The sequence below is a fragment of the Flavonifractor hominis genome (assembly GCF_040095835.1).
Taxonomy (GTDB): domain Bacteria; phylum Bacillota; class Clostridia; order Oscillospirales; family Oscillospiraceae; genus Flavonifractor; species Flavonifractor hominis.
In genome coordinates this window covers 80,362-102,225 of the sequence record NZ_JBBMFT010000003.1, presented here as the reverse complement: position 1 = coordinate 102,225, position 21,864 = coordinate 80,362, and the positions used below count along the sequence as shown (strand labels likewise).

At 60.0% G+C, this 21,864-nt stretch carries 19 protein-coding genes; all 19 read right to left on the bottom strand.

Features of this window, described 5'->3' with window-relative positions; translation table 11 throughout:
- Nucleotides 1–4: 4 nt before the first annotated feature.
- The 19 genes from WMO45_RS06405 to WMO45_RS06315 all read right to left on the bottom strand — a co-directional run bounded on the left by WMO45_RS06405 (nucleotide 5) and on the right by WMO45_RS06315 (nucleotide 21,734).
- Nucleotides 5–1,468: an LCP family glycopolymer transferase gene (locus tag WMO45_RS06405; protein ID WP_349139732.1), complete on the bottom strand. Its 1,464-nt coding sequence runs from the start codon at nucleotides 1,466–1,468 to the stop codon at nucleotides 5–7.
- A 43-nt stretch (nucleotides 1,469–1,511) separates the two neighbouring features.
- Nucleotides 1,512–2,717 (bottom strand): bis(5'-nucleosyl)-tetraphosphatase (symmetrical) YqeK, encoded by a 1,206-nt coding sequence (gene yqeK / locus WMO45_RS06400; protein ID WP_349139731.1) that lies wholly within the window; start codon nucleotides 2,715–2,717, stop codon nucleotides 1,512–1,514.
- Between the two features lie 21 nt (nucleotides 2,718–2,738).
- Nucleotides 2,739–3,059 carry a ribosome assembly RNA-binding protein YhbY gene (gene yhbY, locus WMO45_RS06395; protein WP_349139730.1) on the bottom strand — a complete coding sequence of 107 codons (321 nt, stop codon included), beginning with the start codon at nucleotides 3,057–3,059 and terminating at the stop codon, nucleotides 2,739–2,741.
- Nucleotides 3,043–3,642 carry an XTP/dITP diphosphatase gene (locus tag WMO45_RS06390; RefSeq protein ID WP_349139729.1) on the bottom strand — a complete coding sequence of 200 codons (600 nt, stop codon included), beginning with the start codon at nucleotides 3,640–3,642 and terminating at the stop codon, nucleotides 3,043–3,045. The genes yhbY and WMO45_RS06390 overlap by 17 nt, the downstream gene beginning before the upstream one ends.
- Before the next feature lie 4 nt (nucleotides 3,643–3,646).
- On the bottom strand, nucleotides 3,647–4,348 hold the full coding sequence (gene rph / locus WMO45_RS06385) for a ribonuclease PH (protein WP_349139728.1): 702 nt from the start codon (nucleotides 4,346–4,348) through the stop codon (nucleotides 3,647–3,649).
- A gap of 15 nt (nucleotides 4,349–4,363) precedes the next feature.
- Nucleotides 4,364–5,263 (bottom strand): signal recognition particle-docking protein FtsY, encoded by a 900-nt coding sequence (gene ftsY / locus WMO45_RS06380; protein WP_349139727.1) that lies wholly within the window; start codon nucleotides 5,261–5,263, stop codon nucleotides 4,364–4,366.
- An 18-nt stretch (nucleotides 5,264–5,281) separates the two neighbouring features.
- Nucleotides 5,282–5,515: a hypothetical protein gene (locus tag WMO45_RS06375; RefSeq protein WP_349139726.1), complete on the bottom strand. Its 234-nt coding sequence runs from the start codon at nucleotides 5,513–5,515 to the stop codon at nucleotides 5,282–5,284.
- A 12-nt stretch (nucleotides 5,516–5,527) separates the two neighbouring features.
- Nucleotides 5,528–9,106: a chromosome segregation protein SMC gene (smc, locus tag WMO45_RS06370; protein WP_349139725.1), complete on the bottom strand. Its 3,579-nt coding sequence runs from the start codon at nucleotides 9,104–9,106 to the stop codon at nucleotides 5,528–5,530.
- 131 nt (nucleotides 9,107–9,237) lie between these two features.
- Complete coding sequence (rnc, locus tag WMO45_RS06365) at nucleotides 9,238–9,909, bottom strand: ribonuclease III (protein ID WP_349139724.1); 672 nt, start codon at nucleotides 9,907–9,909, stop codon at nucleotides 9,238–9,240.
- A gap of 68 nt (nucleotides 9,910–9,977) precedes the next feature.
- Nucleotides 9,978–10,211, bottom strand: coding sequence for an acyl carrier protein (acpP, locus tag WMO45_RS06360; RefSeq protein WP_349139723.1), 234 nt, complete (start codon nucleotides 10,209–10,211; stop codon nucleotides 9,978–9,980).
- Between the two features lie 93 nt (nucleotides 10,212–10,304).
- A complete protein-coding gene (gene plsX / locus WMO45_RS06355) occupies nucleotides 10,305–11,342 on the bottom strand; it encodes a phosphate acyltransferase PlsX (protein WP_349139722.1) in 1,038 nt (345 codons plus the stop codon).
- A gap of 23 nt (nucleotides 11,343–11,365) precedes the next feature.
- Nucleotides 11,366–13,303 carry a WG repeat-containing protein gene (locus WMO45_RS06350; RefSeq protein WP_349139721.1) on the bottom strand — a complete coding sequence of 646 codons (1,938 nt, stop codon included), beginning with the start codon at nucleotides 13,301–13,303 and terminating at the stop codon, nucleotides 11,366–11,368.
- A 45-nt stretch (nucleotides 13,304–13,348) separates the two neighbouring features.
- Nucleotides 13,349–14,653, bottom strand: coding sequence for a methylenetetrahydrofolate--tRNA-(uracil(54)-C(5))-methyltransferase (FADH(2)-oxidizing) TrmFO (trmFO, locus tag WMO45_RS06345; RefSeq protein WP_349139720.1), 1,305 nt, complete (start codon nucleotides 14,651–14,653; stop codon nucleotides 13,349–13,351).
- 21 nt (nucleotides 14,654–14,674) lie between these two features.
- Nucleotides 14,675–15,292, bottom strand: coding sequence for a flavodoxin family protein (locus WMO45_RS06340; RefSeq protein ID WP_349139719.1), 618 nt, complete (start codon nucleotides 15,290–15,292; stop codon nucleotides 14,675–14,677).
- A gap of 31 nt (nucleotides 15,293–15,323) precedes the next feature.
- Nucleotides 15,324–17,654, bottom strand: a complete 2,331-nt coding sequence (gene topA / locus WMO45_RS06335; RefSeq protein WP_349139718.1) for a type I DNA topoisomerase — start codon at nucleotides 17,652–17,654, stop codon at nucleotides 15,324–15,326.
- A gap of 14 nt (nucleotides 17,655–17,668) precedes the next feature.
- The gene (gene dprA, locus WMO45_RS06330) at nucleotides 17,669–18,892 is read right to left on the bottom strand and encodes a DNA-processing protein DprA (protein WP_349139717.1); all 1,224 of its coding nucleotides are present in this window, start codon (nucleotides 18,890–18,892) and stop codon (nucleotides 17,669–17,671) included.
- Nucleotides 18,880–19,644, bottom strand: coding sequence for a TrmH family RNA methyltransferase (locus WMO45_RS06325; RefSeq protein ID WP_349139716.1), 765 nt, complete (start codon nucleotides 19,642–19,644; stop codon nucleotides 18,880–18,882). The genes dprA and WMO45_RS06325 overlap by 13 nt, the downstream gene beginning before the upstream one ends.
- Nucleotides 19,645–19,655: 11 nt before the next feature.
- Nucleotides 19,656–20,315, bottom strand: coding sequence for a potassium channel family protein (locus WMO45_RS06320; RefSeq protein WP_349139715.1), 660 nt, complete (start codon nucleotides 20,313–20,315; stop codon nucleotides 19,656–19,658).
- 36 nt (nucleotides 20,316–20,351) lie between these two features.
- On the bottom strand, nucleotides 20,352–21,734 hold the full coding sequence (locus WMO45_RS06315; protein ID WP_349139714.1) for a TrkH family potassium uptake protein: 1,383 nt from the start codon (nucleotides 21,732–21,734) through the stop codon (nucleotides 20,352–20,354).
- Nucleotides 21,735–21,864 lie beyond the last annotated feature (130 nt).

Genomic DNA, 21,864 nt, shown 5'->3' with positions numbered 1-21,864 from the left:
TCCTTTATTCGATGGGTTCCATTCCGGGGCCGTAGTCCGTACCGGGCGTAGGCTCCGGAGCCGGAGTGTTTACCGGAGCAGGCGTGCTTTCCGGAGCAGGGGTCGCCGCAGGCGTAGGAGTTGCTGCCGGAGTCGGAGTTGCCGCCGGAGTCGGAACCGCTTCCGGTGTAGATGTCACCGCAGGAGTGGAGGGTGGTGTCGATGTTCCACTACCCGGGGTAGAGGTAGGCTGGCTGGTACTACTGTCCGGGGTAGGCGTCGGTGTGGACGTTACCTCCGGTGTAGATGTACTCACCGTGGTAGACGAAGAACTGCTGGAGCTGCCAGAACCAGAATTGCTGGAACCAGAGCTGCTGGAACTACTGGAACTACTGGACCCAGAAATACTGGTAACCAAATCCAGGTCTCGGAGTGTTATCTCCTCCTCATAGGGGTTAAACCCATCGTTGATGACTTCCACAATCTCACTGCCTACCGGCAAAAGATGGGCGCCATCCCCAGCAGATTTATAAGGCATGGTGATAAATTCCACATTGTTGATATCCAGCTTACCGACAGCAGACTTGCCAAAATAGGCCATCTCCGGAATACTCAGATCGGTCACCACATTGTCATTGAAAATCTGGATGTACTCCATGAGGTTGGTCAGCAGCACCTCCGGCTTCAGGCACTTTTCGATAATGGCCTTCATAAAATCCTGTTGGGTTTCAATACGGCCAATATCGCCGGTTGCATAGCCGCTGTTGAGAATATGTCCACTGTCATCGCTGTTATGCCGCCAGCGAATCAGCTGCATGGCCTGGTCGCCATCCAGATGCTGATAGCCAGGCTGCAGGTCGATCTTGAAGTTCTGCGACAAATCATTATAGTACATCCGGCGAGGAACATCGAAATAGACGCCGCCAATGGCATCCACCAATTCACCAACCGCCTCCCACTGAACAATCACATGGAAGTCCGGTGTAACGCCGGTCAGTTCGCCTACTTCCTTTTTCAGCACTTCAATTCCGCCGTCCGTGCCTCCTCCACGGTTATATACCGAGTTGAGCAGCACCTTGCGCCCATTGTAGTTTACATAGGTATCCCGGGGCAGGCTCATCACATTCAGGGTCTGGTTGGGCACATCATAGGCCGCCAGCATCATGGTGTCGGTATTACCACCACCATAGGTGTCCTGGCCCACCAACAGGAAGGTATAAAACTGCTCTTTTCGATTGGCAGCCAAACCTGGAATCTCGATCTCCACCTCGTTGCCATCTTCATCGATCACCGTGGTGGTTTTGGGCTTTGGTGTGGACAGACTGCTCACATCCGGCGGGGAAATAACCAGATTAAAAATCAGAAAGCCAGCCACGATGACGGCCGCTATTACCGTCAAAGTAATAAAAGCAATATGCAGAATTTTTTGCTGCCGGGTCCGCTGAGGCTTAGGCCGTTTGGTGCGCGGGGGCTTCTCCGGTTTCTGCACACGGGCTCCACCCCGGGGATTTTTTTTATTTTCCGGGTTCATCTCATGGTTCCTTTCCGTTGGATTTCCGCAGCCAATCTCTTGCCTTCACAGTGTTTGGGTGCACCGGAAGACCTCTCTCTTTCATTTCCTGGATGCTCATTTCGCATCCCAGGCATACTGCCGCATCCAGATCTTGGTATGCCAGCTCCCGCAGGCGTTCCACACCCGGGAAATCCCGGGTTGGTTCCATGTAGTCGGCAATATACAGAATCTTTTCCAGCAGGGTCATATCCGCCTTTCCCGTCGTGTGCCAGAAAATTGCTTCATAGACCGCGTCGCTCACCCCATACACATCCCGGGCCACACACGCACCCGTTTTTGAGTGGAGAAGCTTCACCGCCTGCTGTTCCAATTCGTCCAGTACGATACCATATTTCGCGCACAATTGCAACTGTTCGTCCATATCCAAATACTTGGTGCAATCGTGGAGGATAGCCGCCCGGCGGGCGCTCTCCTCGTCGGCGCCCCAGCGGCGGGCCAGCTGCACCGCCTCCTGCTCCGTCCCCTGAATGTGAGCAATCCGCTTGGCCCGGATCATGGAATACGAACAGGCCCGCAGCTCCCGGTCGGGCAGATGCCGCAGATCGTAGTCCACACCATAAAGACGGTTGCGGATGATATGGCCGTATACCGCCGGGGAAAGATATTCTCTTCCCTCCCCTTTGGCAAGCAGCTCCCGCAGACGGGTGGAGGAGACATCTACAATATGGGGCAGTTGAAGGACACAAGTACGCGCTCCGAAGGTCTTTTGGAGATACTCCGCCTGTATGGACAGCATCTCACCACTGTCAGACTGAGTACGCGCGAAGGTACAGATCCCCGCTAAACGGGTAATCACCTCCGGCTCACGCCAGTTCTGAAGCGTAAGAAACATGTCTGTGCCCATCAAAAACCAGAGTTCTGCATCAGGATAGCGGGCGTGAAGCTGCTCCAATGTATCAGCGGTATAGCTCTTGCCTGGGCGGGAGAGTTCCAGATCACTCACTTTTACCCGTCCGGGCAGCAGCAAACCGTCGGCCGCCAGCTCCACCATTGCCATCCGCTGCTCCGGTGTAGGCCCGTCCGCCGGGAGTACCTTATGGGGCGGTGTGGCCGCTGGAACAAACCACAGTTCGTCCAGCTCCAGCGCGTCCAGCGCAAACCGGGCCGCTGCCAGATGACCCAGATGGGGTGGATTGAAGGTGCCGCCGTAAATGCCCAGCTTCATGGTGTTGCCCCCTTTTTCACCTTATTTGCGCTTTTTATCCGCCACCAAAACGATCTTATCCTTCTTGTCCTTCTTGTGAGTTGGACGATAGAGCACGAATTTGGTTCCGATGACCTGCACCACCTCGCTGCGAGTCGCAACGGCCAGCTCCTCTGCCGCTTCCCGGCTGGTGAGCATGCAGTTCTCCAGTACCTTGCCTTTGATGAGTTCCCTTGCTTCCAGGGCATTGTCGGCCTGCTTCACCAGATTCTCCCCGATGCCGTCCTTGCCGACGTGGATGATGGTATCGATGCTGTTGGCCAAGCCCCGCAACTGGGCACGCTGTTTACTGGTTAGTTCCATGCAAATACTTCTCCAATTCCGTTTTAAATTTATTCAAGGCATTTCCCCGGTGGGAAACCGCGTTCTTCTCCTCTGCCGTCAGCTCAGCAAAGGTCTTTTTCAGACCCGGCAGGAAAAAAATCGGGTCATAGCCGAACCCGCCCTCGCCCTTGGGGGCATAGGCGATGGTACCGGGGCATTCCCCTCTTGCCTCCACCCTGTCCCCGTTGGGGAAACAGCAGCAGATACACGAGACGAATTTGCCCCGCCGGTCCAGCTGGCCCCGCAGGTTCTCCAGCAGCAGCCGGTACCGCCCCACGTCATCCAGCTCCGGACCGCCGTATCGGGCGGAATACACTCCCGGCGCGCCGTTCAGCGCATCCACACACAGCCCCGAGTCATCGGCGATAGCGGGCAGACCGGACGCCTCCATCACCGCATGGGCTTTCAGAAAAGCATTTTCTTCAAATGTGGTACCTGTCTCTTCCACATCCACATCTACACCCACTTCGGATTCCAGCACCACGTCCACGCCCAGCTGGGAGAGGATGTCCTTCATTTCCACCAGTTTGTGGGCGTTCTTGCTGGCCAGTACCATTTTCATACACTCAGCCCTCCAGCACCTGCTTTTGGATGGTGCGCAGAGCCTCAATCCCCTTGGCGCACAGATCCACCAGCTCCCGCTGCTCAGCAATGGTGAAACTCCGGCCCTCGCCGGTACCCTGGATCTCCACCAGTTCCCCTTCTGCCGTCATGACACAGTTGAGGTCCACCTGAGCGCAGGAGTCCTCCTCATAGCACAAATCCAGCATAGGCTGCTCCTCCACGATGCCGGCGGACACCGCCGCCACCGAGGTCTTCAGAGCATCCTCCGCCCCAATCTTCTTCAGGGCCAGAGCCAAAGCCACATAACCGCCCGTCACACTGGCCGTACGGGTACCGCCGTCCCCCTGAAGCACATCGCAGTCCACGGTGATGGTGCGCTCTCCCAGCTTGGTCATATCCACACAGGCCCGCAGAGATCGGCCCACCAGGCGCTGGATCTCAGCGGAACGGGGGGACAGCTTCAGCTTGGAAATATCCCGCTTGGAACGCTCCCGGTTGGCCCGGGGGAGCATGGAGTACTCTGCCGTCACCCAGCCTTCCCCCTCGGGGACATGAGGCGGAGTACGCTCTTCCACACTGGCACAGCACAGCACCTGTGTGTTCCCGCAGCGGATCAGGCAGGATCCCTCCGCAAACCGGTTAAAATTCGGAATAATCTCAATGGGCCGCAGCTGATCGTTGGCCCGTCCGTCTATTCTTGCCATATCAGATCGCCTCCATCAAATCAATGCTTCCACAAAAGCCTCGGCCTCAAAGGGCATCAGATCATCAATGCCTTCGCCCACGCCGATATACTTCACCGGTACCTGCAGCTCCTGGGCAATGGCGATCACAATGCCGCCCTTGGCGGAACCATCCAGCTTGGTAAGAACGATGCCGGTGATGCCTGCGGCCTCTTTAAACTGCTTGGCCTGGATCAGTCCGTTTTGACCAGTGGTAGCGTCCAGCACCAGCAGCGTTTCCCGGTCACAGCCGGGCAGCTCCCGGTCCACCACGCGGCTGATCTTGTTCAGCTCGTTCATCAAATTCTGCTTGTTGTGCAGCCGGCCGGCCGTGTCGATGAGCACCACATCCATCTTGCGGGCCTTGGCCGCAGTCAAGGCGTCAAACACCACGGCAGCGGGATCCGCCCCTTCGTACTGGCGGACGATATCCACTCCGCTGCGCTGGCTCCAGATCTCCAGCTGGTCGGCGGCAGCGGCCCGGAAGGTATCGGCGGCAGCCATGAGCACCCGCTTGCCATCCCCCTTCATTTTGGCCGCCAGCTTGCCGATGGTAGTGGTTTTGCCCACACCGTTGACCCCGATGAACAGGGCCACCGACGGCGTGGTGGTTAGTTGGAGCCCAGGCTCTCCCACCTGGAGCATTTCGACGAGCACCCGGCGCAGGCAGGCCCGGGCACCTTCCATATCCCGAATCTTCTCCGCCTTCACCCGACTGCGCAGCTCTTCCACCGCTTTCAAGGTGGTATCCACACCCATATCGCCCAGAATCAGCGTTTCTTCCAGTTCGTCGTAGAAGTCGTCATTCAACTCCCCGGCAAACAGCTGGTCAAAGGAGTGGCCGATGTTCTCCTTGGTGCGGGTCAGGCCCGCTTTGATTTTTTCAAAAAAGCCCATGTGGTCAAAATTCCTTTCTTATGCAATAGGCCGTCCGCAGCTGGGACATGTTTCTGTCTTACTGACACCCAGAAAAGCCCCACAGTCCGGGCAGCGCCAATACAGGTGCAAAATAGCCACAGATACAGCGATGAGCACCAGACCTGCCACAAACAGCAGGATAAACTGGGTCACCAGTGCCGCGCACACCAGCACCACCCCGACGGTCGATAACCCTTCCATGGCCCTGCGTCCCTTATACGCACGCTCCATATCCAACGCTCCTTACTTGATGTTCAGTTCTTTTTCCACATCGTTCAGATTGATGGTCAGGATCCGGCTGACTCCCTGCTCCTGCATGGTCACACCGTAGAGCACGTCGGCCTCCTCCATGGTGCCGCGGCGGTGGGTGATGACCACGAACTGAGTCTTATCCGCCATCTGGCGCATGTAGTGGGCAAAACGCACTACATTGGCGTCATCCAGCGCGGCTTCGATCTCATCCATAACGCAGAAGGGGGTGGGCCGCACCTTCAAAATAGCAAAATAGAGGGCAATGGCCACGAAGGCCTTCTCCCCACCGGAGAGCAGAGAGAGTACCTTGAGCGCTTTGCCCGGTGGCTGCACCCGGATCTCGATGCCGCAGTTGAGGATGTCCTGCGGGTCCTCCAGCTCCAGTGTGGCCCGGCCGCCGCCGAACAGCTCTTGAAAGGTCTGTTGGAAGGCCTGGTTAAGGATCTCGAATTGCTGAGAGAAGATGCGCTTCATCTCTTCGGTGATCCCAGCGATGATGCCCTCCAACTCCTTTTTGGAGCGGCGCACGTCGTCCCGCTGATCGGTCAGATAGGTATAGCGCTCATTGATGCGCTGGAATTCCTCAATAGCATCCAAGTTGATGTTGCCCAGTCCAGCAATGCTCTTTTTCAGCTCCCCTACCCGGCGCTGGGCCTTGGGGACGCTCTCCAGCTCCACCCGCTGGGCCCGTGCGGCCTCATGGGAGAGTTCATAGGTCTCCCACAATTTGTCCAGCAGCTGCTTTTCCTCCATGGCGGAGGCGGCCTTCTTCTGCTCCAGTACCGAGACCTCTCGCTCCAGATTCAGCAGCTCACTGTTTTTATCCCGGGCCTGTTTATCCGCTTGGTTGCGCTGGGCCTCCAAAGCCAGTTTCTCCTCGTTGAGGCGGGCAATATCGGCCTGCCGAAGCTCGTTTTCCTGACGGATGGCCTCCAGCTCGGCCTCCTTGGCCTTGATTTCGGCCTCCAGCACCTGGTTCTTTGCCTGGTACTCCTCCACCATGCGCTCCCGCTCGGCCCGGTCGCCGGTCAGGTCCCGGCGCAGATCCTCCAGCTCCGTCAGGGCCGCCTGGGAAGACTGCCGCTCGGCGTCCAGCGCCGCCAGACGAAGGCTCAGTTCTGTCATAGCCTGCTGCAGAGCGCTGGTGCGCTCCCGCAGCTGCTGCTCCCCCCTGGCTTTGCCCTCGGCCTCAGCCTGCAGGGCGGCAGCCGCCCCTTCCAGTTTCTCGATCCGCGCACGGGCGGCGGCGGTATCGGTCTCCGTCTGGGCCGAACGGGCCTGGATCTGCTCCAGCTCAGCCTTCAGCTCGTCCCGCTGGCGCAGGCACTCTTCCGCCTGATCCGTAAAGCGGGCCAGCCGCTCCTCCAGCTTGAGGATGGCATCCTCGTGCTGGCGCTGCTGGGCCTGGGCGGTCTCCAGCTCATAGGCGGCGGCGGTTGCTTCCCGCCGGGCCTCCTCCATGGCCTGGGCAGCCTGGGAAAGCTGCTGCTCCAGGCCGGTACGCTGCTGATTGAGCCGTTCCAGCTCGTTGGCCCGGCTCAGAATGCCCGCACTGCGGGATACCGAGCCACCGGTCATGGAACCGCCTGGATTGAGCACCTGCCCATCCAGGGTAACGATCTTGAACCGGTGACCATATTTGCGGGCCATGGCAATGGCCCGGTCCATATCTTCGGCTACCACAGTTCGGCCCAGCAGATTGGAAAAAATACGCGCATAGCGCTCATCAAATCGGATGAGCTCATTGCCCAGCCCCACAAAGCCCGGCTCCTGCCGGACCCCCTGGTCCCGAAACTCGGAGGGCCGGATGGCGTTCAGCGGCAAAAAGGTGCTCCGCCCGCCGTCCCGGCGTTTGAGGAACTGGATGGCGGCCTTGCCGTCCTCCTCGGACTCCACCACGATGTGCTGCATGGCGCCCCCCAGGGCGATCTCGATGGCCACCGCACAGGCATCCGGCACGTGGATCAGTCCGGCCACCGGGCCGTGTATCCCCCGCAGCTGTCCCCGCTTGGACTCCCCCATCACCAGCTTGACGGCTTTGGAATAGCCCTCGTACATCTTCTCCATCTCAGAGAGCATGTGGATGCGGGATTTAAGCGCATTCTCCTCCATCTGGAGCTTCATATGCCGCTCTTCCGCCTGCTTGGCCTTACTCCGGCGGGACTCCACCCGCAGGTTATAACCACTGATGATATTGCGCAGGCTGTCCCGGTCCTCCCGTGCCTGCTCCAGCTCGGTCCGGGCGGCTGCCTGACTCTCCCTGGCCTGGCTCAGCCGCTCCTCGCCCACAGCCAGTTCCTGGTGTACGGCCTCGTCCCGGTCCAGCAGTTCCTGAGCCGCGGCGGCCAGAGCCGAGAGCAGCGCCCGGGCCTCGGAAGCGGAAGCGCTCTCCACTGCCGCCTGCCGGCGCAGTTCGTCCAGCTCCTGCGCCAGCCCCCCGGCGGAATGGGCCGCCTGTTCGGCCTCCGCCCGCCGCTGGTCCAGCTCCCCATTGACCTGGGCGGCCTCGGCCGCCAGCTCTTCCAATCGGGCCCGGCGCTGTTCGATCTGTCCGCTGATGGCTCCCGCCCGGCCCTGCTGCTGCTCCAGCTCCCGCTGCAAGCGGCCGGTGTTCTCCTGATTGTTGCGCATGTCGGCCTTGAGTACCGCCACCGCGCTGTCCAGGCTGTTGGCGTCGGCCTGGCGCTGCATCATCTGGAAGCGTACCCCTTCGGCCTGCACGTCCTTCTCCCGCATTTGGGCGGCACGCTCCTCAGCCGCGGCATAGAGCGCCTCCACCTCCCGCTGGGCAGTCTGCTTCTGGTCTACCGCGTGCTCATAGTCAGACAGGGTCTTGATGGCCCCCGCCCGGATCTTCTCCAGCTGGTCCAGCCACAGGGAGATCTCCAGTCCCCGCAACTCATCCCGCAGAACCAGGAATTTCCGCGCTTTCTCACTCTGCTGGCGCAAGGGTTCCACCTGCAGCTCCAGCTCGTCAATCTTGTCGGTAATGCGCACCAGATTTTCCTCGGTGCGCTCCAGCTTGCGCTCGCTCTCCTCCTTGCGGTGGCGGAAACGGGAGATACCAGCGGCTTCCTCAAAGACCTCACGCCGGTCAGCGCTCTTTACCGAGAGGATCTCATCGATCTTGCCCTGGCCAATGATGGAGTAGCCCTCCCGGCCCAGACCGGTATCCATAAACAGCTCATTGACGTCCTTCAGGCGAACCGAGCGTCGATTGATATAATACTCGCTCTCCCCCGAGCGGTAATACCGCCGGGTGACCATGACCTCGCTCTCCTCCAGATCAAAGACATGCCCGCTGTTATCCAAAATCAGGGAGACCTCGGCATACCCCAGCTGCTTGCGTCGCTGGGTGCCGCCGAAAATCACGTCCTCCATTTTGCCGCCCCGCAGCGCCTTGGTGGACTGCTCTCCCATGACCCAGCGGATGGCATCGGAGATATTTGATTTTCCGCTCCCGTTGGGCCCTACGATAGCGGTAATGTCCTCATCAAAGCTCAGTACCGTCTTATCGGGAAAGGATTTGAAGCCCTGGATCTCTAATGCTTTTAAGTACAAGGGGCGCACCTCGCAAGCATAACATTCTGAATTGAGATATTATATCAAGGATTTTACTTCAATGCAAATTCTTTTGTACACAAACCAGGCGGCGCGCCGGCAACCTTGCCGGGCGCGCCGCCCTTACTTCCGTCCACTATTCAGCCGTTGAGCTTCTCAATGGCCGCCTTGGCGGCATTTTGCTCCGCCTCTTTCTTGCTGCGGCCCTTACCCCGGCCGATGGGGTTGCCGTTGAGGTCCACCTCCACAGTGAACGTCTTGGCATGGTCGGGTCCCTCGCTGCCGATGAGCTGATAGCCCAGTACCTGGCCGCTCTCCCGCTGGACCAGCTCCTGCAGGGCGGTCTTATAGTCCCGGCTTGCGCTCTTCTCTTCCTCCCGATCCAAAATAAACGTCTGAATGATCTTTCGGGCTGAGCCGATGCCCCCGTCCAGATATACCGCAGCCAGCACGGCTTCCACCGCGTCGGCCACAATGGAGGGCCGCTCCCGGCCGCCGCCGGCCTCCTCGCCTTTTCCCAGCTTCAGATAGGACCCCAAAGACAGGCACTGGGCTACTTCCACCAGGCTGCCTTCACACACCAGGGCCGCGCGGGTACGGGTCAGATCCCCTTCCGGCAGGTCGGGATGCGTACGAAACAGGTAGTCGGCCACTACCATCCCCAGCACCGAATCTCCCAGAAACTCCAGCCGCTCATTGCTCTGCACGCCCCGGGATTTGTTCTCGTTGGCATAAGAGCTGTGGGTCAGCGCGTTTTCCAGCAGAGCCCGGTCCTTGAACCGGTACCCCAGCTTCTCTTCCAAGGCTTCCACGGCCGTTCCTCCCTTTCAAAGCGGGAGCCCCGCCGATGGCGGGGCTCCTCCCGTATCTTACGCTGTGCTCAGTCGTCCAGCTTGCCCTTGAGATAACGGACCAGATCAGCCACGGTAGCAATACCGGACAGATCATCCTCGTCCATATCCTCCAGACCAAACTCTTCCTCTACCGCCATGGTCAGTTCCACGATATCCAGGGAATCGGCCCCCAGATCCTCGAAGGTCGTCTCCATCGTGATGGAATCGGCATCCACGCTGAACTGCTCGGCCAGCAGGGCGGCAATCTTTTCGAAAATCATGTTCATCTACTCCTATCGCTCATACCGTCCGGGAACGGCGTCTATTTGCACTATGATAATAGGCAAGATTAGGGCGGCTGTCAATAGGTTGACTCAAATTTTTTCCACCTTCTCCGTGGACAGGCGCATATGTTCGATATTTTCAACGATGTCTTCAATGATACCGGAAGAGGCAAAACTCTGTGCCTGACGGATGGCGTTTTTGATGGCAAAATCGTCGGAAGAACCATGGGCCTTGATGACCGGGCGGGAAATGCCAAGCAGGGCCGTACCTCCCACCTCACCGGCATCCATCATCTTCTTAAACTGTTTGAGACCACCGGAAACCAACACGGCTGCCAGCTTGGTAAGCGCATTTTTCTTGAACATGGCCTTGAGCTGTTTGGCCATAAATCCGCCGGTTCCCTCCATGGTCTTGAGGAAAATGTTCCCCGAATAACCGTCTGAGACAATGACATCCACTTCACCGTAGACCGCCTCTCTGGCCTCCACATTGCCTACAAAACGGATGCGCCCGGCTTTGTCCGCGGCAGTAAGCAGAGCATGTGCCTCACGCTGCAGGTCCGTGCCCTTAGAGGGCTCGGCTCCGATGTTCAGCAGCCCCACTTTGGGTTCCGGCCGCTTGAGCACCCGCTCGGCGTAATAAGAGCCCATGAAGGCAAACTGCAGCAGATACTCCGGCGTACACTCAGCGGTGGCGCCGCAGTCGATGAGCACCGCGCCGCCCGCGCCGGTGGGAACCACAGGAGCCAGAGCAGCCCGGCGGATTCCCCGCACTCGCTTGACCATCAGCGTGGCTGCTGAAAGCAGAGCTCCGGTGCTTCCCGCCGAAACAAAGGCGTCGCCGTCTCCATTTTTCAACAGGTTGAGTCCCACCGTGAGAGAGGAATCCTTCTTTTCCCGAAAAGCTGTGGCGGGGTTGTCGCACATCTCCACCACCTCGGAGGCATGGACGATCTCCAACCCCTGGGGGAGTTGGTCAATGCCGTCCTCCTTCAGGACCTTGAGGATTTCCTCCCCACGGCCTACCAGCAGGACCTCCACTCCCAACTCCCGAACTGCAGCCAACGCACCCCGGACATTGGATACGGGCGCGTTGTCGCCGCCCATGGCGTCTACGATGATCTTCATTTGCTTCCCTCTTCTTTCTTTTCTCAGCTTTGCTGATATACCCGCAGCACCAGCAGGATGGCCTGCTCCACTGTGGTCTTATCTCCAGGCAGTATAGTACCGCCGGCACCCTGGAGCACACCGGCTCCCACCAGCGCCGACACCGGTTCCACCGCCCAGTCGGACACCGCACCGGCATCGCTGTAGCCGCTCAGGTCCGCTGTGGCAGCCACCTGGCCACCCGCTGCAGCCCACGCCCGGCAAAGCATGGCAGCCAGCTCCTCCCGGGTAATAAGGGCATTGGGTGAGAAAGTGCTCCCATCTCCCGTGCCGTTAACGATGCCCGCCGCTGCAGCCTTGCGGGCGGCTTCATCCGATGTGTCGGTAAAGCGGTCTGCGGGCGCGGGTACGATCTCCTGCCCCGTGGTTTGCTCCACCAGGTTTACCGCCAGTTCGGCAAACTGCAGGCGGGTGATATCATAGGTGAAATACCCCTCCGTCCGGGCGGTGAGCAGCCCGGACTGCCGCGCCTGCTCCACTTCCTGTGCGGCCCAGTCGCTGACCGTATCCGCCAGGAGCGGATGGCAGAGCAGCCCGCCGCGGTCCCCGCTGGTCACATAGAGGAAGCGGCTGCCGGTCTCCGCGCTGTCATATTGGCAGGGCACCACCAGTGCCCCCGTCCGGTCGATATAGCCCCATTTCCCGTTCTGCTGTACCGGGGCCAGGCCGTCGGAAAACGCCCCGGCGGACTCATAGGTACAGGGAATCATCAGAGTGCCGCTCTCATCCAGATAGCCGCACCGGCCGTTCTGCCGCACCAGCAGGCGCCCCTCCTGGAAGGTTTCGCTGATCGGCGCATCATAGCTCCAAGATGCAACGCTCTCGCCCTGTTGGTCAAACAGCTGCCCGTCGGCGTAATAAAGTCCGCTGCCCACCCAGGCCAGCCGGTCATAGGGGGCCATGGGCAGGATCTGCCGGCCATTCCAGTCCAGAAGGCCGCAGTCATCTCCCTGCCATACCTGCAGGGCGTCCCCTTCCTTGCCGACCCGGTCATAGGTCATGGGTACTACCAGGGTCCCCTGCTCATCACAGACTCCCCACAGGCCGCTCTCCGCGCTGCACACCGCAATCCGGCCCTCTTCGGCAAAGATGGTTACCGCATCGTACTGGCAGGGCAGTACCAGTGCTCCGGTGTCCGCGTTCAGTACGCCCCAGTACTCCCCCTGCTGCACGGGGATCAGCCCGCCCGTCCAGCTCTTCTGCCAGTCGATGTCGTCATACAAGGCGGAGGCTACCTGGTTGCCCTTGGTGTCCACAAGTCCGTCCTGATAGCCGTTGGTGTCGTCCCCCTGGCTGAAGAGGGCCACACCGTGCTGAAAGGCATAGGCGTAAGCAAAGGGACCGTGGATGACCACCTGCCCGGCCATATTGATGTAGCAATAGTCCCCCGGCGTCATCTCGCTGTAGGTCCCCGTACTGGTCTTGACCGGGGCCAGCCCCTGGCTGAAGTCCCCGGCGCTGCCGTATTGGGGCGGAATGACCCAATTGCCCGCAGTGTCGATGTAACCCCAAAGTCCGTTCTGTTCCGCCGCTGCCAGCCCCTCGGAAAAGGGGGAGATGGTCTCAAAGCCATCGGGGCAGAGCACCGTCCCGTCGCTGCGCAGCAGGCTCCATCGGCCTGTCCACTTCTGCTGGATGCGGGCCACATCCCCTTCAAAGTCGCTGATCTTCTGGTAGGTGCAGGGCAGCACCTCGTTGCCCATGCGGTCTGTCACGCCGTAGCCCGGAGTGATCCCGGGCTGCTTGGGATCGTTGAACTGACTGCCGGTCTGGACGGTCAGAATAAGCTCGTCGCTGAGCGCGCGTACATAGCGCTCACCCTCGGCCAGCCAGGCCGGCTCACTCCCATCCACCGCCTGCGCCGCAGGCAAAAGTACGGCGCTCAGCGCCAGGGTCAAGAGAATCCTGCTCAGACGTTTCATGCGTTGCGCTCCTTTCACACCGGCGGACAGCCTGTGGGCTGCCCTTTATGACAGGTCCAGATGCTCCAGATATTCCAGCGCCCGTTTGGACAGCTCTGCATTTTTGTTCCGCTTGCCCTTGACCCGGTAGCCCAGGGGCGGGATAATGCCGAAGTTCACGTTCATGGGCTGGAAGTCGGTAACGCTCTCATCGCTGATATAGAGGGCCAGCGCCCCCACGGCGGTCTCCCGCGGGAAATCCACGGCCGGTTTTCCCTCCAGACGGCGGGCCAGCTCCACCGCCGCTAAAAAGCCCGAAGCGGTGGATTCCACATAGCCCTCCACACCGGTGATCTGTCCGGCAAAACAGATGCGCTCCTGTCCCTTGACCCGGTAGTAGCGGTCCAGCAGACGTGGGGAGTCCAGATAGGTATTGCGGTGCATGACCCCATAGCGGACGAACTCCGCCTGACGCAGAGCGGGGATCATGGAGAACACCCGCTTCTGCTCCGGCCACTTCAGGTGAGTCTGAAAGCCCACCAGATTGTAGATGCTGCCCTCAGCGTTGTCCCGGCGCAGCTGCACCACCGCAAAAGGTTCTTTCCCTGTTTTGGGGTCGGTGAGCCCGCGGGGCTTCAGCGGGCCATAGCACAGGGTCTGCTTGCCCCGGCGTGCCATGACCTCCACCGGCATACAGCCCTCAAAGACCTGCTTGTCCTCAAAGCCGTGGACCTCCGCCTCCTGTGCCGTGCACAACTCGCTCCAGAAGGCATCGTATTCCTCTTCGCTCAGAGGACAGTTGATGTAGTCCGGAGTGCCCTTGTCGTAGCGTGAGGCAAAAAAGGCGCTGTCCATATCCACACTCTCAAAGGTCACCAGCGGAGCCGCCGCATCGAAAAAGTTGAGATAGTGGCTCTCAGGGAACAGCTCCCCGATGGCTCCGGCCAGCGCGTCGGAGGTCAGCGGGCCGGAAGCCACGATCACGTTCCCCTCCGGCGGGATGGCGGTGACCTCCCCCTCCACCACGGTAATCAGAGGGTGGCTGCGGATACGCTCGGTCACCGCCCGGGCAAAGCTGTGGCGGTCCACCGCCAGCGCGCCCCCGGCCTCCACCCGGTGCTCATCGGCGCAGGCAAGAATGAGCGAGTCCATCCGCCGCAGTTCTTCCTTGAGCAGACCCACCGCGTTTTCCAGTTGGTTGGAGCGCAGGGAGTTGGAGCACACCAGTTCGGCAAACCACTCCGAGTGGTGGGCGGGGGTCATCTTCTGCGGCTTCATCTCGTGCAGGGTCACGGGGATTCCCCGCCGGGCCAGCTGCCAGGCAGCCTCCGACCCGGCCAGGCCCGCGCCGATCACAATCACAGGTTCCATGGGTTCCTCCTTGTCAGGGTATCAGCGGATAAAGTTGGTCCGCTGGGGCGCTTCCTGTTCGGGCAGACCGTACTGCTGCCGTCCCAGGGCAATGCTCTTCACCAAAAACGCCATGTTCCTGGCCAGGGTGCGCATGGTCTGCATCCCCTCCGCGTCCTGGAGGGCCTCACCGGCCGCCCGGCCGTGGACGCTGTTCCAGTACTGGCTGGAGGCCACCGGCATACCGCTGATGGTAAAAAATTTGTTCAGCTCGTCAAAGGTGGAGGACAGACCGCCCCGGCGGGCCGCTGTCACACAGGCCCCCACCTTCATGCGCTTGTCAAACTGGGTGCTGTAAAACAGCCGGGTCAGAAAGGCCACCAGTGTGGCGTTGGCCGAAGCGTAGTAGACAGGACTGCCCACCACCAGGCCGTCGCATGCCTCAAACTTGGGTGCCGTCTCATTCACCAGGTCATCAAACACACACCGCCCCGTCCCAGCACATTTTCCGCAGGCGATACACCCCCGGATGGCCTGGTTGCCCACCTGGATGCACTCGGTATCCATGCCTTCGGCGGCAAAGATCTTCTCCATTTCCCCCAGCGCTGCGGCGGTATTGCCGTTAGAGCGGGGACTTCCATTGAGCAGCAGGATCTTCATGGTGTTCTCCTTTCTCCCGGCGCATGGAGCGTCAGGTCTCGTCCGTGTTCACTTTGGCCGACTTCTTAGCAGCAGGTTTCTTGGCTGCCGCTTTTTTCGCCGCAGGCTTCTTGGCCGCGGTCTTTTTGGCGGTGGTCTTCTTGGCCGTTGTCTTCTTGGCGGCCCCCTTCTTGGCCGGCTTCTTCTCCTCCTCCGGGGGCGTTCCCTCCGCCGGAGTCTCCGCCGCAGCGGTGGTCTTTTTCTTATACCCCCGCTGGTCCTCCGGCAGGAAGTTGGGGCACTCCGGGTTGATGCAGAAGGGCTTCTTAAAGCCCCTGCCCGACTTTTTGAATAGGGTATGGCCACAAGAAGGGCAATTCTCCTTCACCGGCACGTCCCAGGTCATAAAGTCGCAGCGGCGCGTTTCATCCTTATTGGTGTTGTTTTCACAGCCGTAGTAAGCGTAGCCACGCTTGGAGGTCTTCTTCAGGATCTTGCCTCCGCACTTGGGACACCGGCCCGGCATCTCGATGACGATAGGCTGGGTATGGTCGCACTCCGGCCAGCCGGGGCAGGCCAGGAATCGTCCGAACCGCCCGGATTTATACACCAGGTTTCGCCCGCACTTGGGGCAGATCACGTCCGACACCTCGTCGGGCACCTTGATGCGCTCTCCGTCCAGGTCCTGTTCGGCCTGCTGCAGTTCCTTTTCAAAACCGCCGTAGAACTGGCCGAGCAGGCTCTTCCAGTCTACTTTACCAGTCTCTACTTCGTCCAGCTGCTCCTCCATGTTGGCGGTAAAGGCGGTATCCACAATGTCGCTGAACTTGTCCTTCATCAGGCCCGTGACCACCTCGCCCAGAGGCGTGGGACGCAGGTTCTTGCCCTCCTTCACCACATACTCCCGATCCAGAATGGTGGAAATGGTGGGGGCATAGGTGGAGGGTCGGCCAATTCCCTTCTCCTCCAGAGCCTTGATGAGGGTGGCTTCGGTATACCGGCTCGGCGGCTGAGTAAAGTGCTGGTCTGGCTTGAGGCCTTTCAGCTCCACCTGCTCCCCCTCCTTCAGGTCGGGCAGCGGCGACTGGAAGGTCTCCTCCTCCTCGTCTTTTCCCTCTACATATACGGCGGTATAACCGGAGAACTTCAGAGAGGAGTGGGTGGCCCGGAAGGTGTAGCCGGCCGACGCCACCTCGATAGACACGCTGTCATACACCGCCGAGGCCATCTGGCAAGCCAGAAAACGGCTCCAGATCAACTTATAGAGCTTGTACTGCTCGGCGGTAAGAGACTTTTTCACATCCTCCGGAGTGAGGGCCACATTGGAGGGCCGGATGGCCTCGTGGGCATCCTGGGCGCCGGACTTGGTCTTGTACACCCGGGGCTTACCGGGGTAGTAATCCGCGCCGTAACGGGAGAGAATGAACTCCCGGGCGGCGGCGGTGGCCTCATCGGACAGGCGCAGTGAGTCGGTACGCATATAGGTGATAAGGCCCACAGTGCCCTCACCCTCGATGTCCACGCCCTCATAGAGCTGCTGGGCGATGGACATGGTACGCCGGGGCGTCATGTTCAGCTTACGGCTGGCCTCCTGCTGGAGGGTGGAGGTGATAAAGGGGGGCGCAGGATTGCGGCTCTTATCCTGGCGTTTCACCCCGGTGACGGTGAAGGGCGCATTCTGCACCGCCTGCATAACAGCATTGACCTCTGCCTCGCTGTTCAGCTCCACCTTCTTTTCCCGGCCGTAGAAGCTGGCCTTGAACTGTCCCTGATTGGGCAGAATACGGGCCAGGTCTGCGTCCAGGGACCAGTACTCCTGGGGCACAAAGGCCTTGATATCGGCCTCCCTCTCACACACCAGACGGGTAGCCACCGACTGCACACGTCCGGCGGACAGGCCCCGGCGGATTTTCTTCCACAGCAGGGGCGAGATCTGATAGCCCACGATGCGGTCCAGCACCCGGCGGGCCTGCTGGGCATTCACCAGATCCATATCAATGGCCCGGGGGTGGGCGATGGAGTCGTTGACCACCTTCTTGGTGATCTCGTTGAAGGTCACCCGGTAGGTCTTATCGTCCGGGATACCCAGCATCTCCTTCAGGTGCCAGGAGATGGCCTCCCCCTCCCGGTCGGGGTCGGTGGCCAGGAATACTTTGTCACTCTTCTGGGCGGATTTGGTCAGCTCATCGATGACCTCTTCCTTGCCCTTGATGGGCTGGTAGTCCAGAGCAAAGCCGTGCTCCACATCCACGCCGATCTTGCTCTTGGGCAGATCCCGCACATGGCCCATGGATGCCTTTACCTCATAGCCGGGGCCCAGATATTTTCCTATGGTCTTGGCCTTCGCCGGAGACTCGACGATCACCAGATTTGATTTTGCCACAGCACGATACTCCTTTATTCTCGTTGCTCAAAACGGACGGCGGCGGTAAAGCGCCGGCCGGGAAGCTCATTCAGATAGCCCTGGGCCTGCAACAGGGTCAGGGCGGTATTGACCCGCCGAGCAGGTATCTCGGTCTCGCCCACCAGTTCATCGGCGGTCATGGGCTGCACTTGGGTCAGGCGGAAGATCTCACGTTGCTCGTCTCCCAACCCCTCCCACTCGCCGACAGGGCGTACAGGCAGCACAGGTTCAGGCTCTTCCGATGCAGCGACGGGGTTCTCCGGCGCTGCAGGCGGCTGCCCCTTCTCCAGCCTCTGGTTGACCGCCGCTTCACTCAGAGGCTGCACGGGCCGGAACTTGTGGGGAAAGCGGCTCATATATTCCACCAGGATATCCCCTGCGCAGCGCACCAGCTTGGCCTCGCCCCGGGCAATGAGGGCATTGGTGCCCGCGCTCATGGGCGCATCCGCCGGACCAGGCACGGCAAAGACCTCCCGGTCCTGGTCCAAAGCCCGACGGGCGGTGGTGAGGGTGCCGCTGTGCTCCTCCCCCTCTACCGCTACCACACCCACCGACAACCCGCTGATGATGCGGTTGCGGATGGGAAAACGCCACCCGTCCGGCGGAGTGCCGGGCGGCGACTCAGACAGCAGCACACCAGAGGCGGCCACGTCCTCATAGAGGTCCCGGTTGCACCTGGGGTAGACCACATCCACCCCGCAGGCCAGCACCGATGCTACCGTCCCGCCGCCCTTCAGAGCGGCCCGCAGGGAGGCGCCGTCGATTCCCTGAGCCAGTCCGGAGATCACCACGGCCCCGGAGCGTGCCAACTCCAATCCCAGGCGCCCCGCCATAGACAAACCATAAGGGGTACATTTTCTGGCTCCTACCATACCGATGGCCAGTTCCTCGTCAAACCGCAGCCGCCGGCCAAGTCCGTAGAGCACCAGAGGATAGTCCTTCAACTGCTGCAGCCGTTCGGGATAGGCCCCATCCCGATAGGTCATGATCCAGATACCCTTTCGGTCACAGCACTCCAAAATCCGGCGTACGCCCTCCAGCGACTTGTCCTGCAGCGACCGTTTCAAGGTCTGGGACAGCGGAAGACTGTCATACTCCGCAGGATCGGCAAAATAGACTGCTTCAGCCGTTCCGAAAGCGTTCAACAGGGCCGTCGCCGTCTCCGGCCGCATTCCCTCCCGGGTGGTCAGCCACAGAAGTTCATTCAGTCCAGACACCGCGCGCCCTCCCACAGCACCACTGCCGCCGCCACTGCGGCGTTGAGCGATTCGCACCGACTGCTCATAGGAATGCGCACCGTCTGATCACAGGCGTCCAATGCCGCCTGACTTAGGCCTCGTCCTTCGCTGCCAATGAGCACTACGGCCCGCTCCAGCGCAGCCTGACGTACATCCACCGTGTCCTCCCGCAAGGCCGTGCCCAGCAAAGGCAGTCCCGCCTGCTGCAACAGGGGGAGCATCTGCTCCAGGGTACAGCTCCACACCGGGCGGCGGAACACGGCTCCCATGGAGGCCCGGATGGTCTTGGGTCCGAACAGGTCGGCACACCCCTCCAGTAGAAAGAGTCCATCAGCCTCAAAGGCGTCTGCGGTGCGCAGGATGGTCCCCACATTGCCTGGGTCCTGGACTCCCTCCAGGGCCAGATAGCGCCTGCCCTCCAGTGTCTCGGGTAAACTGCAGTCGGGCCGTCTGCCGAGAAAGAGCACGCCCTGTGGCGTCTCCATGGGACTGATATAAGCCATCAGTCCCTCGGGCACCTCCACCACGCGCACTCCATCAGGCAGGGGCGGAAGTGGAACATCGGGGGTGTGTACCACAGTCTTCAGCTCCGCCTGCCACTGCAGGGCCTCCCCCAGCAGCTTGATGCCGTCGCCAATATACTCCCCTGTCTTGACCCGGTAAGCACGGGATGCGGCCAGCTTTCGGATATGGGTCATCAGCGGATTACTCCGGCTGGTAATGTGTTCCATATCGTCCTCCCTTACAGATCCTGCAGGCGATTCACATCCTCCGTCCGCCCTAAGGCAACGATGCTGTCCCCCGGCTCCAGCAGGAAGTCTCCTCCGGGGGAGATGTTGAGCTGTTCTTCCTCTCCCCGGCGCACAGCAATGATGGTCACCTTGTAGTTGGCCCGCACGTTCAGTTCCTGAATGGTGCGGTGCCGCCACTCTTTGGGGATCTGTGTCTCCACAATGCCAAAGTCATCGCTCAGTTCGATAAAGTTGAGTACATTGGAGCTGGACAAACCCTGGGCCAGCTTGACACCCATCTCATGCTCCGGGAATACCACCCGGTCAGCCCCAATTTTTTCCAGTACCTTGCGGTGAACATGGCTCTGCGCCTTGCAGATGACTCGCTTCATCCCAAGTTCCTTCAGATTCAGGGTGATGAGCGTGGAGTTGCCCACATCATCCCCCACGGCCACTACGGCACAGTCGTAATTGCGCACTCCCAGCGCCCGCAGGACAGCGGGGTCCCTGGCGTCCCCCGCTACCGCGTGGGTGACCTTATCGGCCACCTTCTGCACATTGTCCTCCCTCTCATCCACGGCCAACACCTCATGACCCAGAGAACTCAGCTCTGTGGCCACGGCGCTCCCAAACCGCCCAAGACCGATGACGACAAATGTTTTCATGTGCAAAGCACTCCCTTTTTGCGGCGCGCCACAGTTCGGGCATCAGCCGATCATAACGTTCATTTCTGGATAACGAATCTTGGCCGGACTACGGCCTCGTGTGAGAAATGCGATGGAGAAAGACAAAATCCCCACGCGTCCCAAATACATCAACAGAATCAAAAATCCCTGGGAAAATGGACTCAGGTCCGGTGTGATACCAGTGGTAAGTCCCACCGTAGCCATGGCCGAAGCGATCTCAAAGGCACAGTTCAGATAGGGCAGTCCCTCCACGGTGGAGAGCACCATGGCACTTGTGAGGAAAACGAAGATTACCACCAACGCCAGCGTCATTGCGTTGAGCACCCGGGTAAACGGGATGGCCCGCCCCCGGAAGGTCACCTGCTCCCGTCCGGCAAGTCCTGAGCGCAGGGCCAGCAACAACACCCCTACCGTAGCGGTCTTGAGGCCGCCAGCGGTAGAACCGGAAGAGCCGCCGATGAGCATCAGCAGCACAGACATAGCCTTGCTGCTCTCGCTCAGTCCACCCTGGCCCAGCGCGTCAAAGCCGGCGGTACGCAGCGTCACGGACTGAAACAGAGCATTCAACGCTTTCTGCCATACGGGCATATCCCCCATGGTGGCAGGATTGGAAAATTCCTCTACAAAGAAAAACAGGGTGCCCAACAGGATAAGTCCTGCCGTAATGAGTAATACCATTTTACTGTACGCCGAAAGCCGGCGCCAGCTGCGCTTGGTGATGATATCTTCCCACACAAAAAAGCCCAGTCCGCCAATGCCGATAAGCGCGGCAAGGGTGCATAGCACCAGCGGAGAATTGCTGTAACCCGCCACACTGCTGAAAGGGCCAAATCGTCCACCCAAAAGATCAAATCCCGCATTGCAGAAAGCGGAGATCGAATGAAAGATGGAATACCAGATTCCCCGCACCCAGCCAAACTCCGGGATAAAGCGTGTAGCAAGGATCAAGGCCCCGATCCCTTCTATTGAGAAGGTCCCGATCAGGGCATGACGCACCATGCGCACCACACCGTCCAAGTCATTGAGATTCAGGGTAGAAACCATAATAAGCCGCTCCGACAGACCAATCCGCCGGTGCAGTGCAAAGGAAACCACGGTGATTACCGTCATAAAACCCAGGCCACCCAGTTGAATCATGGCCAAAATGACGGCCTGTCCAAAAAGGGTCCACTGACTCCAGGTATCCACCAGAATCAGGCCAGTGACACAAGTCGCTGAAGTTGCGGTAAACAGCCCGGTTAAAAAGCCGGCACTTTCTCCATCCCGTGATGCCACAGGCAGGGTCAGCAGCAGAGCTCCCACCAGAATGATGATTGCAAATGAACCGGCCACCACACGGGTCGCATTTAGGTGTCGGTTGCGGATAAATACATTCCTGCTCCAACGCGCAAGCGTTCTGATCACAAACGTACCCCCAAAATGGTGTTTTATACTCCCGTTCCCACCATCTTCCCCATCGTTGCAGGGGAAAAAGGGCGAGCCCGCATTACAGTCACTGCATTGCGCGGACTCGCCCTTTCTTCCGTCACGTTCC

Excerpts from the sequence above, each read along its gene's own strand:
- yqeK (WP_349139731.1), bottom strand. The coding sequence starts at position 2,717 with ATGAAGCTGGGCATTTACGGCGGCACCTTCAATCCACCCCATCTGGGT.
- yhbY (WP_349139730.1), bottom strand. The coding sequence starts at position 3,059 with ATGGAACTAACCAGTAAACAGCGTGCCCAGTTGCGGGGCTTGGCCAAC.
- WMO45_RS06390 (WP_349139729.1), bottom strand. The coding sequence starts at position 3,642 with ATGAAAATGGTACTGGCCAGCAAGAACGCCCACAAACTGGTGGAAATG.
- rph (WP_349139728.1), bottom strand. The coding sequence starts at position 4,348 with ATGGCAAGAATAGACGGACGGGCCAACGATCAGCTGCGGCCCATTGAG.
- ftsY (WP_349139727.1), bottom strand. The coding sequence starts at position 5,263 with ATGGGCTTTTTTGAAAAAATCAAAGCGGGCCTGACCCGCACCAAGGAG.
- WMO45_RS06375 (WP_349139726.1), bottom strand. The coding sequence starts at position 5,515 with ATGGAGCGTGCGTATAAGGGACGCAGGGCCATGGAAGGGTTATCGACC.
- acpP (WP_349139723.1), bottom strand. The coding sequence starts at position 10,211 with ATGATTTTCGAAAAGATTGCCGCCCTGCTGGCCGAGCAGTTCAGCGTG.
- plsX (WP_349139722.1), bottom strand. The coding sequence starts at position 11,342 with ATGAAGATCATCGTAGACGCCATGGGCGGCGACAACGCGCCCGTATCC.
- WMO45_RS06350 (WP_349139721.1), bottom strand. The coding sequence starts at position 13,303 with ATGAAACGTCTGAGCAGGATTCTCTTGACCCTGGCGCTGAGCGCCGTA.
- trmFO (WP_349139720.1), bottom strand. The coding sequence starts at position 14,653 with ATGGAACCTGTGATTGTGATCGGCGCGGGCCTGGCCGGGTCGGAGGCT.
- WMO45_RS06340 (WP_349139719.1), bottom strand. The coding sequence starts at position 15,292 with ATGAAGATCCTGCTGCTCAATGGAAGTCCCCGCTCTAACGGCAATACC.
- WMO45_RS06325 (WP_349139716.1), bottom strand. The coding sequence starts at position 19,644 with ATGGAACACATTACCAGCCGGAGTAATCCGCTGATGACCCATATCCGA.